Consider the following 15563-nt stretch of genomic DNA (forward strand, 5'->3'; position numbering starts at 1 on the left):
AGCGTATCACACCTGCGTTCTCAGATTTGTATAATGGTTCGCGGTAAACACAAACCTACCCGCGAGCTACTTCGCGAAAAAATGCCAACTCCCAAGCAGATGAGGCTATAGATGAGCAAAATGAAAACCGATAACGAACTGCGCAATCGTATACTGGCAGTGTTCGCTGCGGCCGCCGTTCTTGTTGTGGCGCTGATTCTGTTCATTAATGTGAACGCCCAACGTACCATTAACCAAACCAACGAGTATCTCGAAACGTCGGCCAACCAAACGGCCCGACGCATTAACGATGTGTTCGATAGCTCCCTGAACAGCCTTCGAGGCGCCGCCAAAATTTGCGAGCGCGCAATCAAGGACGACAACGTAAGCATTGATGACGTTGTTACCGACTACGCCATTTCGCAATTTGACAACACGCTCTTCGTCGACGCCAACGGCATAGCCAACAACGGCGACGGCAGAACTGCCGACGCCAGCGACCGGCACTACTACAAAGCGGGCATGCGAGGCGAAAGCGGTATCTGTTTCATCAGTAACGCCCTTTTCGACGGCCGCAACGTTTTGGTCTTCTACGCCCCCGTATACGACGGGGATAAAGTCATTGGTGTCTTAGTATCGTTATTCCATGAGGAAACCCTTGTCGAGGTTATGTCTACCGAGTTCTACGGGCAGCCCACCCCCACCTACTTGTGCACGGCTGACGGCACCGTAGTTGCACAGGCCGATCCCACCAGGCCAAACGCAGAAAACATACGCGAGGTGTTCTTCGATAAGGAACTCAATGGATCAAGTATTGAAGTTTTAGTTAAAGACACCTCTGAAAGAACTTCTACCGATTTCACCTATCGCACGTCTGAAGGAGTGGGCAACACCTTCTTGGTCAAGCTTCCTTCCTACGACTGGGTGCTCGTGCGCTCGTTCCCCTCGGCTATTACCAACAGCATGATCTCGGAAGCAAACGCCTCTGGTTTCATCGTTATCGGCGGCATGCTCATTGCAGCCGCTATTGTGATTGCAGTCTTCATGATGCAAGCACGAAAGCGAACTCAGCAGCTGCTGTTCGAGCGACAGGAAGCCAATCGCATTATCGATGCGACAACAGACCTGTTCACCAATCTGCTGTCTATTAACCTAACAGAGGGCACCTATGAAGTCTTAAAGAACAATGCCGAAAGCAGCCTATCCGTAAAGGGCAGCTACGACGACCTGCTCGCCTATTACGTGTCGCAGGCGGATAGCTCCCACAAAGACGCATCGGCCATTCTTTTCCTCAATAAACATAATGCAAAGGAAATGCTTCACCCAGAAGTGCCTTTTGTCAAAAACGAGTGGAAAACAGCCGACGACATGGGTGGACGCTGGCTTCGGTCTTACACCTTGTGCCTCGATAGAAATGCCGCAGGCGAGCCTATCAGCCTGCTTGTTGCCATTCAAGACATCACCACTGCCAAAGAACAAGACCTCGCAAAACACCTTGCTCTAGAAAACGCGTTCCATGCGGCGGAGCATGCATCGCGTGCCAAGAGCGACTTCTTAAACTCCATGTCGCACGATATTCGCACACCTATGAACTCCATCATGGGGCTAACCGCCATCGCCAGCATGCACATAAACGAACCCGAGCGTGTGCATGAGTGCTTAAACAACATAACCGCCGCAAGCAGGCATTTGCTGGGGCTTATCAACGAAGTGCTCGATATGGCGAAAATTGAATCGGGATCCATCGGCCTTGCCGAAGAACCCTTTAGCCTGTCTGAATCTATTGAGAGCCTTGTGAGCATTATAAACCCGCAGATCGCCGCGAAGGGGCAACGGCTCAAGATGGATTCTATTAACATCAAGCACGAGTACGTGATTGGTGACCCCACTCGTCTTCAGCAGGTGTTTGTGAACATCATGGGCAACTCGGTGAAGTTTACCCCCGAAGGCGGCACGATCGGGCTGCGCATTGCCGAACTTCCTAGTCCTGTGCCCGAGTGCGGTTGCTACGAATTCACCTTCAGCGACACGGGCTGTGGCATGAGCGAGGAATTCATGAAGGTTATGTTCGAACCCTTCACACGTTCCCAAGACTCACGCACAACCAATGCTGAAGGGACAGGCCTTGGCATGCCTATCGCAAAGAGCGTTGTTTCGCTGATGGGCGGCACGATTGATGTTGAGTCGAAAGAAGGGGAAGGTACCACGTTTACCGTGGTCGTTCACTTAAAACTGCGCGATGGAGGCCGTGAAGACCTGGAAGACCTGAAAGGCGTGCGCGTGCTGGTGGTTGACGATGAGAAAGTTGCCTGCGAGGGGGCCTGCACGTTGCTCGACAGCATAGGGATGCGCTTCGCGTTCGCGCTTTCTGGCCAAGAGGGCATCGATGCGGTACTTGCTGCCGAAGCCGATAACGACCCCTTCCGTGCCGTTATCCTCGACTGGCGTATGCCCGGCATGAGCGGCCTGGAAACAGCGCGGCGCATTCGCGAGGTTGTTACCAAGAACATTCCCATCATTATTCTGTCTGCCTACGACTGGTCGATGATTGAACAAGAAGCGCGCGAAGTTGGCGTAGATGCGTTCATATCGAAACCGCTGTTCCGCAGCCGCCTGGTGCAGGTGATGCAGGAACTGCTGTCGGGAAAAACCACCGACGTTCTTGATGAGCGAACGATTTTGGAGGAACTCGCCTTCTCCGACAAGCATGTTCTTCTCACCGAGGACAACATGATGGCCGCCGCCATTGCCCAAGAGCTTATCGGCATGACCGGAGCTGTTGTGGAGCATGCCGAGAACGGCCAGATAGCAGTTGACATGCTGCTGAAGCACGACCCCCACTACTACGACATTGTGCTGATGGATATTCAAATGCCAGTTATGAATGGATACGAGGCGTCGATAGCCATCCGCAGCAAAACCAACGAGCGGCCGGATTTGGCAGATATCCCCATTGTGGCGCTTTCCGCCGACGCGTTTGCTGAAGACATCCGCCAAGCGCACGCCTCGGGCATGAATGACCACATGGCAAAGCCCCTCGAGATTGACACGCTGGTGCACATGCTGCGCAAGTGGATGTCGTAATGGGGATGTTGTAGTGGTGGTTTCGTAGCCGAGGCGTCGTAGCCGAGATAGAGGTTCGAGATAGAGGTTTAAAATGTGTGGCAGACGAACTGCTAACGTACTCGCCACACATTTTCATCTTGCATGGCATCAAGAAGCCATGGGCCGTTTACCTGGGGATTTCCCCACCACGATAGCATGCCGCGCGACCATTCCATGATGCACGTAAACACGCGTGTGTTATCAAAGACTGTAATGTGCTCACAAAAGTCAAGTACGCTGGCGAGCCCCGAAAGCGAAGCAGTGAATCGCCGTTGAACGACACGCTCGCCTATGTCATGTCCACCGACTTCAACACGATGCGCGATGCGCCGGAGCGCAATGTGCGGGCTTTCAACGCCAACATAGTACAAGAAGACACGATATCCCAGGTCATGTGCGTGTTTAATACGCTGTACCGAGGAACGACCTGCAAGCGTTGTTTCATGAGTAAAACTCGTGCGCTTCTCAAACAGCTCGTCGATGCGTTTGAGCGCCACACGTCCTGCACGCAGCTGATCCGAGGTATTACGCCAGCTCCCTCCAAGCTCGCGCACGATTTCGTCGGGGTTTACACGCGCCATCTTTTCGGGTATGTCCGCACTACGCCACAAACCCGAGCGATAAAGCGTCGACTTCCCTGCACCGTTGACTCCAGCGAAAACAATGTAGAAGGGACGTAGATCTTGCTTAGACATCAGTACACACCACTCTTCACAAGCTCTCGTTGCTTTTGCTGCAGGAAGAAGTCGGCAACAGCCATGTAGAATGCTGCCTCTTCAGACGATTCGGCACGTGCTATAACGTATGGACTCGGGCGCAAGGCGAATGCGTCCTTACAGGTGAAATAGAGATTCTTAAGACGTAGACGTTCTGCTTCATCTCTCTCTTCGCAAGAGGGTTGTTCTTCTGCTACATCGCCACTTGGAACACTCGCAAACTGCGTCGGCCGCTTCGCTGGTCTCCCTGGGGCAGGATGCAGGGAAAGCCGCTGGATGACATCTTCTTCTCGCAACGTCCACGCGCGCCCCACCTTAACAGCAGGAAGGCTTCCACTTTCAATAAGCGCCCGTACGCGAGCAGCGGATACACCGAGCAGCTTAGCGCTTTCAGTAACTGACAACATGATAAGCCTCACTCTCTTTACCTATGGCACACCTTTAAACTATTGCGATATCGCAATAGTTTAAAGAGTATAGCAGACGAGGAAGGGTTAAGGGAACTGGGGGATTGGATGCTGAGGTGATCGCTAGATGGCCGAGCGCTCAAAACTAGAAGGGTGTTTGGAGTACCCCAGCTTTCCCCATCCTGCCCAACCCTATGCCGACCTCGCCTGTCCGACAGGCGTTTCGTGCGTGTTTTTGCCAGTTGCGATGAGGTGTCTCGACCTTTGCATAGGCTCGCGCTATGCTGTTTGACGAAACAAAAAGCCTATTCTGTAAAGGAGCGACTATGAGCAACGTATTGAAGCTGGCCGTGCCCACGTTGGGCGAAGCGGGACTTGAGAGCGAGCGCAGCGGGCATTTCGGTCACTGCGACTGCTTCACCATCATCGACATCGCCGATGGCAAGGTTGTTGCGGCAGAAGGGCTTGACAACCCGCCGCATGAGGAAGGCGGCTGCCTGCGCCCGGTGAAGCTGCTTCACGACGCGGGTGTCGACGCCATTGTGGCGGCTGGCATGGGCATGCGCCCGCTTATGGGCTTTGCCGACGCAGGTATTACCGTATATTTCGACAACCGCACGCCGCGCGTCGGCGACGTAGCGAAGCTGGTCGCCGCAGGCGAAGTGCCCATTATGGGTGCCGAACACGCCTGCAACCATCATCACTAGACGGTTCGCAACGTTGCGCATTGTTAAAAAAGGGGCACCTGCTAAATTGCGGGCGCCCCGTTCGCTCTATGCTCCCTTAAGGAAACGCCGATTATGGCCGTCTTGCCCTGCGTTTCCTTAAGGGAGCAAATGATGTTGCTACAGATGCGCGACTACCACATCACCCATGGCTACCGTACCCACCACATGGTCTGCGGGCGTTGCAGCGTCCTTGATGTCGCCGGTACGCCACCCCTCATCGAGCACCTCGGTTACCGCACGCTTAATATCGTCGGCAGCTTCTACCATGCCGAAGCTATAACGCAGCATCATTTCCACCGAGAGGATCTGCGCAAGCGGGTTGGCGATGCCGCGACCCGCAATGTCGGGCGCGCTGCCGTGGCTGGGCTCGTATAGCGACACACCGTCGCCCAAGCTGGCGCTTGCAAGCATACCAAGCGATCCGGTGATCTGCGCAGCTTCATCAGACAAAATGTCGCCGAACATATTCTCGGTTACCACCACATCGAAGTCGGCGGGGCGGTTGATGAGCTGCATGGCGGTGTTGTCCACCAGCAAATCCTCAAGCTCAACATCGGGGTATTCTGCCTCACCGATGCGATGCACAATCTCGCGCCACATGCGGCTGGTTTCTAGCACGTTTGCTTTATCGACGCTGGTCACCTTGTTGCGACGCTTGCGCGCAGCTTCAAATGCCTGACGTGCGATGCGCTCAATTTCGTATTCGCGGTACTCCAGGGTATCGTACGCGCGCTGTCCGCGGGCGCCGCCTGTGCCCGCGCCCTCTTCGTCGTAAAAGCGCTCGCGCTTCCCGAAATACAAGCCACCGGTAAGCTCGCGCACGATCATCATGTCAACGCCGTCGATAATCTCAGGCTTCAGCGTGGAAGCATCAGCTAACGCGTTGAAGATTTGTACGGGACGCAGATTAGTGTAGAGCCCTAACGCCTTGCGAATGCCCAGAAGCCCCTGCTCAGGGCGCGGAGCGGCAGGATCGGTAGTGTCCCATTTCGGGCCGCCCACCGCAGCGAGCAACACCGCGTCAGACGCGTTCGCCACATCAAGTGTCGCCTGCGGCAGCGGATTTCCCGTCGCATCGATAGCCGCACCACCGATGAGTGCTTCAGTGCACGTGAACGTGGTGTCGTACTTTGCGCCCACAGCGTTTAACACCTTCACGCCTTCAGCGATGATCTCGGGGCCAATGCCGTCACCCGGCAGCAGACAAATCTTGTAGTCAGTCATGTTCGTTCCTTTCGCAAAACGCATACGGCGCAATATTACCGCAGATGCCCGCCCGACGCGAAGATTTCAGTGTCCCAGCGAAAGAAAAAGTAAGTGTTGGCTACAAGTGTTGGCTACAAGTGTTGGCTACAAGTGTTGGCTACATCCCCTTTAGCCCATTTAATTCAATAGGACGTTTAGTAATTCAACCAACCGCTAAACCTACCCCTACTGCGTAACCTACCCCAACAGCTTTTCAGCAAGACGGCGGCCTTTTGAGCAGCGAGGTTTTGCGAGTAGACAGCGCTTCGAACAACACGTACAGAAGGCGAGCACTGGCTTTTGATCTTCTGATTTCTCGCCTTTTGATTTCCCTGCCTTCTTGGCAGCCTTCTTGGATTTCTTCGACTCCCCGACGTCTGTCTTGATCTTCTTGACCTTCTTGATCTTCTTACTGTCTTTCTTTTCCTTCTTGTCTTTCTTTTTCGCCATAGTCACACCTTACTCCGGCCAGTCGATGAGCGCCATGTCGTCGATATCTTGGTGCGTATGGATTACGCGCCACACAGTGAGTTGTTCGTCGTCAAACTCGTAGAATACCCGATAGTTCCCAACAAGCCACGAGCGGAAGCTCGTTCGGGTGAGCGTCTTGTCAGCAAAAGGTCGCCCAAGTGTCGGCATTGTCGCCAGCTTCTCCATGGCATCCACGATGCTCTCATAAGTTGCTCGCGCAGCTGAAGGATTGTGGCAAACCTCTCCCACATAAATGACAATGGACTCCAGATCGAACGCGGCACGAGGGCGATACCGCACCTCTCGCTTCATACGCCCCATACCTCAAAGATGCGCGCTATCGTTTCATCGAGTGAGGCTTGCGAAACGGTTCCCGTGCGGTACTTCGCCTCGATCTCCGCTTCACGCAGCTTCTGAACGTAACGATCGTGCTGTCGCTGCTCTTCGTACGCATCGCAATCGATGACAACCAAGCTGGCCTTTCCGTTCTTCGTCATGAAAATAGGTTGGCGTGATTCCTGAGCTTGAGCGCACACGTCATTAAGGTTGGTGCGAAGATCGCTTATGGGCCGAATCAGAGGAAGCGCAGCAGGCATAGCAATCACCTCACACAATTTGTGACTTATTTCTATGTATATTTATCACATAAATGCGTTCTGTTCAAGATAGCACTCAGGCAATGTACCGACCAAACCGTGAAACTGTGCCAAGTTCACCATTTGATGTGACCCTTTAGCACGCCTCCGCCGCTTCATATGCATACGCACCCGCGGCCACACCTGCGGCCACCACGGCGGTCACACCTGCCACCATGACCACAGCGCTTGCACTGTCACCTGTCGGCGCAAGCGGCGTACCCGCCTTCGTACCCGAGTTCGCAGCACCTGTCGTGCCCGTATCCGCAATGGCGCCGCCCTCACCGACCACAACCGCACGCGACACGGTAAAGCTGATACGCCCGTCGTCAACCAGCTCGTAGTTTTCCGCTTGGTCGCCCAAAAGTCCCACGGCACGCACCCAGTAGGTGCCCTCGCCGAGCGCACCGAGCTTCGAAGTGTCAACCACCGCACCCGGCGCACCTGCGTTGTCATAGCAAAACTCAAGCTGCGCGGAGAGATCGTCTCCATCGACGACGTTTAGCAGCTTCGCCACTACCTTCGAGCGCACATCGGCAGCCGAAACAAGGTTGTCGATACCCTCCCATACCAGGTTCACTGGACGCGGCAACACCGTAATGGGAACCATCGCACGCACGCTGGTCTCATACTCAGGGCCAAACGGGTCAACTTCTACATACACGATCTCGTGTTCTTTCCCCGAATGTGCCACATCAAGCACCGCCGAGCTGTCAACGAGCTTGTAGTAATCGTCGCCACTGAGTCCGCCACCTGTAAACTGTGCGCTCATCAGGTCATCGCCGTAGACAAGCGTAATCGTCGTGGGCACATGGTACAACTCCGACAAGTCCGGGATTTTGCCATCAGGAAGGTTTCGCCGAAAGACATTGGTGGCCAGCACCGCATCCGAAAAGTCAGACGGGATGATTCCAATGAAATCGTTGCTGTGATCAATGCTCGAATCTCTGGGTTTGCAGAAATAAGAACTCTTGAACAAATGCTCGTTCATAGACTGAGCTGCGTAGAACGGGTTGCTGTACGAATGAGAGAATTTCGAACTCGACGTGTAGTTGATGACGTAGTTCGCCTTCGGAACGCTTATCTTCTGTTCCTCACCATCCACCGTGACTATGATCTCCTGCGCGGTGTCATCAGGAATCTTCACTGCGTCCGCGAGCGCCGTGTCAACATAAGGAGGCTTTTCATCACGAGGGACGTCGTACTTGTCCTGCGCGTACACAGTAGTGTAATAACGACCCATGACGGTGTCGCCGTCCTTTTCCTCAACCAACTCCTCGTGAATAAGAGCAAGCCCATCTTCACCGCTCTCTGCCACCTTGGCATCCCAGTCGTGCAGGTCGATGCCGTACTGGTGCTTGTCCTTGTCAGCCCCTTCCGGCGTGAAGCGACGCAGGAGCACGATCTTGCCACGCGCCTCAGCCAACGTGGGCACACGTATCCCATCGTAGAACCACATCTCACCGGAATCTTCCTTCTTCTCGCTCAGGTACTTCGCGAAGGCGCTCGTGATCTCGGCATTATCACCATCGGAGTTCGATGCTAGCATGACGATAGTCTCGGTCGGGTTCGCGCCTAGGAAGGTCTTACAGTACTCGACGACGTCGGAGAGCTTCAGGCCCGTATGATCCTTGCGGAACGCGTACATGCTGCCGTGGTTCACGCCGGGATCATCCCCTTTCCCCAGACGCATATCCAGATAGCGAATACCCAGGTTGAGCTGCGTGGGGATGTAGTCCTGTTGGCACTTGGCCATGGAGGTCTGCGGCTCAGTGTCGTTGTCGATACTGAGCGCACCTGAGTCGTGCGTGCCGGGCAGGGAAATCGCCGAGAGGAGTGTGTCGCTACTCACGGACGTCATCGCGCCCATCCAGCAGGGGCCGAGCGGGAAGCTGCTGTAGTCCGTGCAGAATTGAGAGGTGGGGTAGCGCTCGTCTACGTCGTCGTCCGAGCTGCCGGCCACGCCCACGCCGACAACCTCGACCTCCCATGCCATCGCTTCTCCGCGCTGGACGAGTTTGTTCTCATTGGTATCGTTGTTGACATTCTCAAGCGAAAGATATCTGCCGCTGTTCACGTTCTTGATGAGATAGGTGCCGTCGTCTTGACGACGGAACTTAAACACGCGGCTTGCCTTCTCGTCGTAGTCGCCGCTCCACACATGAATGGCCTTCCCTTCGTCTTTACTATCGCCGTCAACCGACCAGACGTTATACGACGAGAGTTTCTTTTCCTCGAAGTTAGACATCGTGTGGATGGAATATCCGCCAAGATCACTATGCCACGACAGGTGATGCTTGCTTGAGGTGCCCTGCTGGTAGAGCCAGCACACCTGCCCAACAACCGTGCCATCGCCGTGCACGCTCACCGTGCGCAGAAAACCCTTGGGCCGCAGGCGGATGATGTAGTCGGAAAGCTTCTCACCCACGTTGTTGTCGAGGTCGTCCGCCCAGGCCGTCTGCGCGCCGAAATCGGACGCGCCGGGTGTGCCGAATACGCCGGGCACACCGGGAGTACCTGCCAGAAACACCGATGCCGCCAACGCCGACGCAGCAACGAAGCTACGGCGCGTAAGCGGCACCTGCCACATATTGTGGTCTGCGGGCGCAGTGCTGGCGGCATTCACCTGAGACTGCACTCGCCAAGAGGAACTGGACTGCTGTGAGAAATCCGGTGCATCGTAGGTCATAATCATGCACTCCTTTTCGGCGAGGTTTTCAATGAATGCATGCGCGCCGTATGAATCGCGCGGCGCGCATGCAAGCGTTTCTATTCCGCAGCCAATTTTGCTTTCGTGCGGTTGATCAGGCCACCTGCCTCGATGATCTCCTGCAAAAACGGCGGGAACGGCTGCGCCTTGAACGTCTGACCTGTAGTTTCGTCAACGATAGTGCCGGTGTCGGCATCCACGCTCACCACGTCGCCGTTTGAAATGGCGTCTACGGCTTCGGGGCATTCCATAATAGCCAAGCCAATGTTGATCGAGTTGCGGTAGAAGATACGCGCGAAGCTCTTCGCGATAACCACGTCAATGCCCGCCGCCTTGATGGCGATAGGCGCGTGCTCACGCGAGCTGCCGCAGCCGAAGTTCTCATCGGCAACAATAATATCGCCCTGCGACACCTTGCTCACGAACTCGGTGTCGAGGTCCTCCATGCAGTGCTTTGCAAGCTCTGCTGGGTCAGACGTGGTCAGATAACGCGCGGGAATGATAACGTCGGTGTCAATATCGCGCCCGCAACGATAAACGGTGCCCTTGAATTGCATGGATTGCCTCCCTTAGTCCAAATCTTGCGGAATGCCAATATGACCGAGCACCGCAGACGCGGCCGCCACGGCCGGAGATGCCAGGTAGACCTCGCTTTCCGGATGGCCCATGCGGCCGACGAAGTTGCGATTCGTGGTTGCCACGGCGCGCTCGCCCTTCGCCAAAATGCCCATGTGCCCACCCAAACACGGGCCACACGTGGGAGCGGATATTGCACAGTTCGCATCGAGGAAAACCTCCATCAGGCCCTCTTCCATACACTGACGATATACCAGCTGTGTGGCCGGAATGATCAAACAGCGCACGTTTGGATGAACCTTGTGACCACGCAACACATCGGCTGCTTGGCGCATATCGGCAAGACGTCCATTCGTACACGAACCGATAACCACCTGGTCGATGGTAATATGCCGCGAGTCTTCCGCCAAATGCGTGTTCGACGGCAGATGGGGCCACGAAACCGTCGGTTTGATGTCGGCAGCATCGATCTCGATGATGCTTTTGTACTGGGCGTCCGGATCGGAATGGTACTCGGTGTAGGGGCGCTCAACGCGACCATCCATATAAGCACGCGTCACGTCGTCAACAGCGATAAGACCCGCTTTACCGCCCGCTTCGATAGCCATGTTCGAAATGGTCTGGCGCTCATCCATGGGAAGAGCAGCGATAGCCGACCCGGTAAACTCCATAGCGCAGTACAGCGCGCCGTCAACACCGATCTTGCCGATGATATGCAAGATGATATCTTTGCCGGTAACGCCCGGAGCGAGCTGGCCCTCAACCTTAAATAGAATGCTCTCGGGTACCTTAAACCACGCCTTGCCTGTAGCGAAACCCACACCAGCATCAGTGGAACCCACGCCCGTGGAGAACGCGCCAAGCGCGCCATAGGTACACGTGTGACTATCGGCACCAATGATGAGATCGCCCGCACCCACAACGCCCTGTTCGGGCAGCAGCGCATGCTCGACACCAACGCAACCAACTTCCCAATAGTGCGTGATGTCCTGCTCGCGCGCGAAATCGCGGACAATCTTCGCCTGCTCGGCGGCAGCAATGTCCTTGTTAGGCGTGTAGTGGTCGGGCACCAGCAGCACCCGCGTCGGGTCAAACACGTCACCCGTTCCGCACTCCTTGCACTTCTTGATGGCGATGGGAGCCGTAACGTCGTTCGCCAGCACTAGATCGAGATCGCACTCGATCAGCTGACCCGGCTCAACTTCATCGAGATGGGCGTGAGCGGCGAGAATCTTCTCCGCCATAGTCATGGGACGCGCCATATTCTCTCCTTCGATAGACCGTAAATCGGACCCGCAAACAACAAGCCCGTGAAAAACGGGGTAATTGTACCACCGGGCGCACGCGAGCCACGCGGTGCCAACAGCGAAAACATGCTTGGAAAACGTAGAGACACAGAGCAAGATGAACAGAGGAAACGTACGCGAACGAAGTACCCCTTGTCGTTCGTGAAGCGTCCTTGTCGTTTGTAACGTCAGCGAGAAGGATACTGGAGAAGAGAGCGTTCCTTGTCGTTCGTGAAATGTCCTTGTCGTTTGTAACGTCAGCGAGAAGCGCTCCGGTGCCTCAGATTGCCGTGAAAGCATGAGGAAGCGTACTTTGGTACGCGACGAATGTTTGGAGCGGCAAAATGGGGTGCCGGAGCGCTTCGCAGCGTCGAGGAGTTCCGTCTGTTCGTCAGAACAGACGGAACTTTAAGACAGTGCGCTGCAGAGTGCGTCAAGGAGTGCTGTGGCGTAGTGCTGTGCCGAACGGTCGGAGCCTGCGTCCATCCACGACTGACCTGGAAGCTCAATAGCAATGCGTGACGGAACGTTCTTGCGAGCGGCAGTAAGCGCTGTCTCGAGGCGCATGGACAACGAATAGTCGTCACCAGAATAGGAAACACGGGGAACACCATCGGCCGATTTATCGTCGGGCAGCACAATATGCACGAACACCATACCGTCATCGGGAGCAACCAGCAGCGTTTCGGCGCTGACCATCTTCGATGCAGGGTTTGTGGCAACTGCCAGGTTCGACATGCGCAGTGCCACATTCCGCGTGAATTCGCAGGTGCCGAAGAGGCAAAGTGCATGCCGCTCGAGCACGTCGGCAGCACGAGAAAAACCAATGTAGTCGGTTTTCGGCACAATTTCCTTGTCGGCCCACGAATGACGCAGGTTATGCAGCGCCGAATACGTGAATGCACCTGCGATGCCATCTGACGGCAGCGCCATGTTCAGCTGGAACTTACGCAGCGCCTGCTCGGTGAAGGCGCCGAAGATGCCATCGATCGGACCGGGATCAAACCCCAGCACGCCCAAGGCACGCTGCAGCTCGCGCACATCATGCCCGTAGAAATACGGCATGCGAAGATACAGCGTACGGTCGCCGAGCTGCCCCGACGCATCGACGAGTGCCACCCAAACTCGTTCATCGACGTCGGTGCCTGCCGGCAGGCCTGCCTGACGACAGAAAGCCCGAACAGCGATAGCCGTCTCATCGCCGTACACGCCATCGATATCGGCTTCTCCCAAAAGCCCCACGACAGCCAGACGCTGCTGCATATCCAAAACGGTAGCACCGGAATCGTTCAACTTGATGGTTTCCATGCTCACACTTCCCCATGCGGCCCACGCACACCCACACGCAGGCGGGCCAGCCCCGCGTGCAAGCCCAATCGCAATCTTGCCTGATCGGCGCGCCGCCAGGCTGCTTACTGAAGACGCTCGACAAACCAATCGGCCATCGATACCAGCAAGTCGCGGGCATCAGATGGAGGAACCATGTCGATCAGGCGATTCTTCGCGATGCTTGTCAAGTTCTGCGCATAGCTGCGCGCGTAGTCAATACTGCCCGACTCATCCATCAGACGCACGCATTCCGCAAGCACCCCCGGTGCCTTCACGCGCGACGATAGAATCTCAATAATACGATCGCGGTTTTCAGGCGTGGAGTTCTGCAGAGCGTGCACCACCACGAGTGTGCGCTTGCCTTCCGTGATGTCATTGCGGAAATCCTTCTTCGTGCTTTCCTCAGAACCAATCAGATTCAGCAAGTCGTCTTGAATCTGGAACGCCAGCCCCGTGTCAAGCCCGTAGTTGCGCAGTGCTTCGATCTCAGCTTCGGAGCCGCCACCAATAATGGCACCAATGGCCAGCGGCACTGCGCCCGAATAGTGCGCGGTTTTGTGCGTAGCCATGACCAGATAGTCTTCCGGCGTAATGTCGTAGCGGCCATCGCGCGCCCAGCCGATGTCGAGCGCTTGGCCTTCCACCGTGCGACGTGTCATGTCAACAAGCTCGGTGACCACGCGTACCTTACATGCGTCATCGAGTAGCGGATCATGCATAACCGTGCCGTTTACCAGCGTCAACGCAAGATCACCCGCATTGATAGCCAAGCCCAGCCCCTCGGTAAGGTGCATGCACGGCTCGCCACGTCGCAGTTCTGCATCGTCGGCAATATCGTCGTGGATGAGCGCGGCGGTGTGAAAATGTTCGATGGCAGCAGCCGCACTCGAAGCGAGCCGTGAATCGCCGCCCACCGCCCGACATGCAGCGAACGCGATGAGCGGGCGATGGCGCTTGCCGCCGTTTTCGCTATAACGACGCAACGGGCCATACAGGTATCGATCCATATCGGGGTGCGACCCATGCGGAATGTACGAGTTCACCATGTCGCCGACCCCTTCCGCATAGTGAGCGAGATAGTCCTCGAACGAAGCAAGCGGCTCTTCCATGGTGAAAATGAAATCATTGGTGTTCGTCATAGGCGCTTTCTACTTATGGCTTCCGTGTTCCTTTTGTACTTAAACTGCGCGACTCGTCGCGATTCCAACCTCTACGGAAACGCCTTGCGAGAAGCAAACGGCGCAATGCGCCCGAACGCATAATGACGCGCTGCTGGTAGGGGCGGTGGGACTCGAACCCACAATCCGAAGAGGCGGATTTTAAGTCCGCTGCGTATGCCAATTCCGCCACGCCCCCTTGCGCAACTGTATATACATGGTAGCAGATTAATCGGCAAATCTCCGATTTGAGTCCTCCGCCAAAATGATTCCATGCAGAATATCCGATTCACTAACCGTGAACGAGTTGACACCGGCCAAATCGAGCACTGTTTGCAAGATAACCATGCCCGCCACGATTACCGGAGCACGGCCCGGATCGAGACCCACGATGAGCTTACGACGCTCGAGGGGAACCGCAATCAGCTGCTCATACACGGCGTCTAAGTCGAAGCGAGTAACCACCGCGCCGTGCACGCGCGACGTGTCATAGCGAGCAAGCGCCTCACGAATGGCGACCACCGTTGTTGCCGTGCCTGCAACCGCAACCAACCGATCAGCTTCAAACCCTGCAGCGCGCGCCGTTTCGAAATACGGCGCCATCGTCTCACGCATCCATTCGCGGGAACGTGCGAGCTCTTCTGGCGCGGGTGGGTCGGTGTGAAAGAAACGCTCGGTCACGCGGCGGCAACCGATGTCAAACGAACGAGCGAGCAGCACCTGATCGCCCGCCACACCTGCTACTACCTCCGTAGAACCGCCACCCACGTCGACCACAAACAGACGCTCGCCGGGAAAATCGCACGACGCCCCTGAAAACGACAACGCCGCCTCGCGCTCACCGGGAATGACTGACAGCTCAACGCCGACTGCACGAAGCGCACATACGAACTCGTCGGCGTTCTTTGCATCGCGGGAAGCCGACGTTGCCATGGCGGTAACAGGAATGTTCGCAAACCGATTCGTGCGGAAGCGCTCGAGCACCTGCATAAAATCGGCAACCGCGCAAACCGCGCGCTCAATAGCTTGTGGTTTCAGAACACCCGTCGCATCAACGCCTTCACCCAGGTTCACGATCCGGTACTCGCGATCGACGTCGCGAATATGCCCCGCACGGTCAACATCGGCAATGAGCATACGACACGTCACCGTGCCGATATCAATCGCGGCAAAACGCCGTGCAGAAGTATCATCGAACGCCATGGGAAACTCCTCGCAC

The 15563-nt window shown here is 55.9% G+C and carries 14 protein-coding genes and 1 tRNA gene; 2 read left to right on the forward strand and 13 right to left on the reverse strand.

Going from position 1 to position 15563, the window contains the following annotated elements; all coding sequences use genetic code 11:
• The first annotated feature begins 111 nt into the window (after window positions 1–111).
• Window positions 112–3063 carry a hybrid sensor histidine kinase/response regulator gene (locus tag G7Y43_RS07780; protein ID WP_165045753.1) on the forward strand — a complete coding sequence of 984 codons (2952 nt, stop codon included), beginning with the start codon at window positions 112–114 and terminating at the stop codon, window positions 3061–3063.
• Window positions 3064–3155: 92 nt separating this feature from the next.
• Here the strand turns inward: G7Y43_RS07780 and G7Y43_RS07785 are convergent, their stop codons facing one another.
• Window positions 3156–3779, reverse strand: coding sequence for a zeta toxin family protein (locus G7Y43_RS07785; RefSeq protein ID WP_165045754.1), 624 nt, complete (start codon window positions 3777–3779; stop codon window positions 3156–3158).
• Window positions 3779–4207, reverse strand: a complete 429-nt coding sequence (locus G7Y43_RS07790; RefSeq protein ID WP_165045755.1) for a helix-turn-helix domain-containing protein — start codon at window positions 4205–4207, stop codon at window positions 3779–3781. Before G7Y43_RS07790 ends, G7Y43_RS07785 begins: the two co-directional genes overlap by 1 nt.
• Before the next feature lie 326 nt (window positions 4208–4533).
• Here G7Y43_RS07790 and G7Y43_RS07795 point away from each other — a divergent pair, with 326 nt between their 5' ends.
• Complete coding sequence (locus G7Y43_RS07795) at window positions 4534–4914, forward strand: NifB/NifX family molybdenum-iron cluster-binding protein (protein ID WP_165045756.1); 381 nt, start codon at window positions 4534–4536, stop codon at window positions 4912–4914.
• 138 nt (window positions 4915–5052) lie between these two features.
• On the opposite strand, the gene leuB is transcribed toward G7Y43_RS07795, so the two are convergent.
• The 11 genes from leuB to G7Y43_RS07850 form a co-directional block, all read right to left on the reverse strand.
• Window positions 5053–6159, reverse strand: a complete 1107-nt coding sequence (gene leuB / locus G7Y43_RS07800) for a 3-isopropylmalate dehydrogenase (protein ID WP_165045757.1) — start codon at window positions 6157–6159, stop codon at window positions 5053–5055.
• 219 nt (window positions 6160–6378) lie between these two features.
• Window positions 6379–6630, reverse strand: coding sequence for a hypothetical protein (locus G7Y43_RS07805; RefSeq protein WP_165045758.1), 252 nt, complete (start codon window positions 6628–6630; stop codon window positions 6379–6381).
• A 9-nt stretch (window positions 6631–6639) separates the two neighbouring features.
• Window positions 6640–6963, reverse strand: coding sequence for a type II toxin-antitoxin system RelE/ParE family toxin (locus tag G7Y43_RS07810; RefSeq protein ID WP_165045759.1), 324 nt, complete (start codon window positions 6961–6963; stop codon window positions 6640–6642).
• The gene (locus G7Y43_RS07815) at window positions 6960–7247 is read right to left on the reverse strand and encodes a type II toxin-antitoxin system prevent-host-death family antitoxin (RefSeq protein WP_241158201.1); all 288 of its coding nucleotides are present in this window, start codon (window positions 7245–7247) and stop codon (window positions 6960–6962) included. The genes G7Y43_RS07810 and G7Y43_RS07815 overlap by 4 nt, the downstream gene beginning before the upstream one ends.
• Window positions 7248–7383: 136 nt before the next feature.
• A complete protein-coding gene (locus tag G7Y43_RS07820) occupies window positions 7384–9981 on the reverse strand; it encodes a phosphatidylinositol-specific phospholipase C domain-containing protein (protein WP_165045760.1) in 2598 nt (865 codons plus the stop codon).
• Between the two features lie 74 nt (window positions 9982–10055).
• Entirely contained in the window at window positions 10056–10553 is a 498-nt protein-coding gene (leuD, locus tag G7Y43_RS07825; protein ID WP_165045761.1) for a 3-isopropylmalate dehydratase small subunit, read from the reverse strand.
• Between the two features lie 12 nt (window positions 10554–10565).
• Window positions 10566–11834: a 3-isopropylmalate dehydratase large subunit gene (leuC, locus tag G7Y43_RS07830; protein WP_165045763.1), complete on the reverse strand. Its 1269-nt coding sequence runs from the start codon at window positions 11832–11834 to the stop codon at window positions 10566–10568.
• A gap of 432 nt (window positions 11835–12266) precedes the next feature.
• Complete coding sequence (locus G7Y43_RS07835) at window positions 12267–13166, reverse strand: peptidoglycan-binding protein (RefSeq protein WP_165045765.1); 900 nt, start codon at window positions 13164–13166, stop codon at window positions 12267–12269.
• Between the two features lie 104 nt (window positions 13167–13270).
• Window positions 13271–14326 (reverse strand): polyprenyl synthetase family protein, encoded by a 1056-nt coding sequence (locus tag G7Y43_RS07840; RefSeq protein WP_165045767.1) that lies wholly within the window; start codon window positions 14324–14326, stop codon window positions 13271–13273.
• A 134-nt stretch (window positions 14327–14460) separates the two neighbouring features.
• Window positions 14461–14543: transfer RNA gene (locus G7Y43_RS07845), tRNA-Leu, on the reverse strand.
• 29 nt (window positions 14544–14572) lie between these two features.
• Window positions 14573–15547 carry a Ppx/GppA phosphatase family protein gene (locus G7Y43_RS07850; RefSeq protein WP_165045769.1) on the reverse strand — a complete coding sequence of 325 codons (975 nt, stop codon included), beginning with the start codon at window positions 15545–15547 and terminating at the stop codon, window positions 14573–14575.
• Window positions 15548–15563 lie beyond the last annotated feature (16 nt).

The organism is Adlercreutzia sp. ZJ138, assembly GCF_011038935.1.
Classification (GTDB): domain Bacteria; phylum Actinomycetota; class Coriobacteriia; order Coriobacteriales; family Eggerthellaceae; genus ZJ141.

Excerpts from the sequence above, each read along its gene's own strand:
- G7Y43_RS07850 (WP_165045769.1), bottom strand. The coding sequence starts at position 15,547 with ATGGCGTTCGATGATACTTCTGCACGGCGTTTTGCCGCGATTGATATC.
- G7Y43_RS07805 (WP_165045758.1), bottom strand. The coding sequence starts at position 6,630 with ATGGCGAAAAAGAAAGACAAGAAGGAAAAGAAAGACAGTAAGAAGATC.
- G7Y43_RS07810 (WP_165045759.1), bottom strand. The coding sequence starts at position 6,963 with ATGAAGCGAGAGGTGCGGTATCGCCCTCGTGCCGCGTTCGATCTGGAG.
- G7Y43_RS07835 (WP_165045765.1), bottom strand. The coding sequence starts at position 13,166 with ATGGAAACCATCAAGTTGAACGATTCCGGTGCTACCGTTTTGGATATG.
- G7Y43_RS07815 (WP_241158201.1), bottom strand. The coding sequence starts at position 7,247 with ATGCCTGCTGCGCTTCCTCTGATTCGGCCCATAAGCGATCTTCGCACC.
- G7Y43_RS07820 (WP_165045760.1), bottom strand. The coding sequence starts at position 9,981 with ATGATTATGACCTACGATGCACCGGATTTCTCACAGCAGTCCAGTTCC.
- G7Y43_RS07785 (WP_165045754.1), bottom strand. The coding sequence starts at position 3,779 with ATGTCTAAGCAAGATCTACGTCCCTTCTACATTGTTTTCGCTGGAGTC.
- leuC (WP_165045763.1), bottom strand. The coding sequence starts at position 11,834 with ATGGCGCGTCCCATGACTATGGCGGAGAAGATTCTCGCCGCTCACGCC.
- G7Y43_RS07795 (WP_165045756.1), top strand. The coding sequence starts at position 4,534 with ATGAGCAACGTATTGAAGCTGGCCGTGCCCACGTTGGGCGAAGCGGGA.
- G7Y43_RS07840 (WP_165045767.1), bottom strand. The coding sequence starts at position 14,326 with ATGACGAACACCAATGATTTCATTTTCACCATGGAAGAGCCGCTTGCT.
- leuD (WP_165045761.1), bottom strand. The coding sequence starts at position 10,553 with ATGCAATTCAAGGGCACCGTTTATCGTTGCGGGCGCGATATTGACACC.
- G7Y43_RS07790 (WP_165045755.1), bottom strand. The coding sequence starts at position 4,207 with ATGTTGTCAGTTACTGAAAGCGCTAAGCTGCTCGGTGTATCCGCTGCT.
- leuB (WP_165045757.1), bottom strand. The coding sequence starts at position 6,159 with ATGACTGACTACAAGATTTGTCTGCTGCCGGGTGACGGCATTGGCCCC.
- G7Y43_RS07780 (WP_165045753.1), top strand. The coding sequence starts at position 112 with ATGAGCAAAATGAAAACCGATAACGAACTGCGCAATCGTATACTGGCA.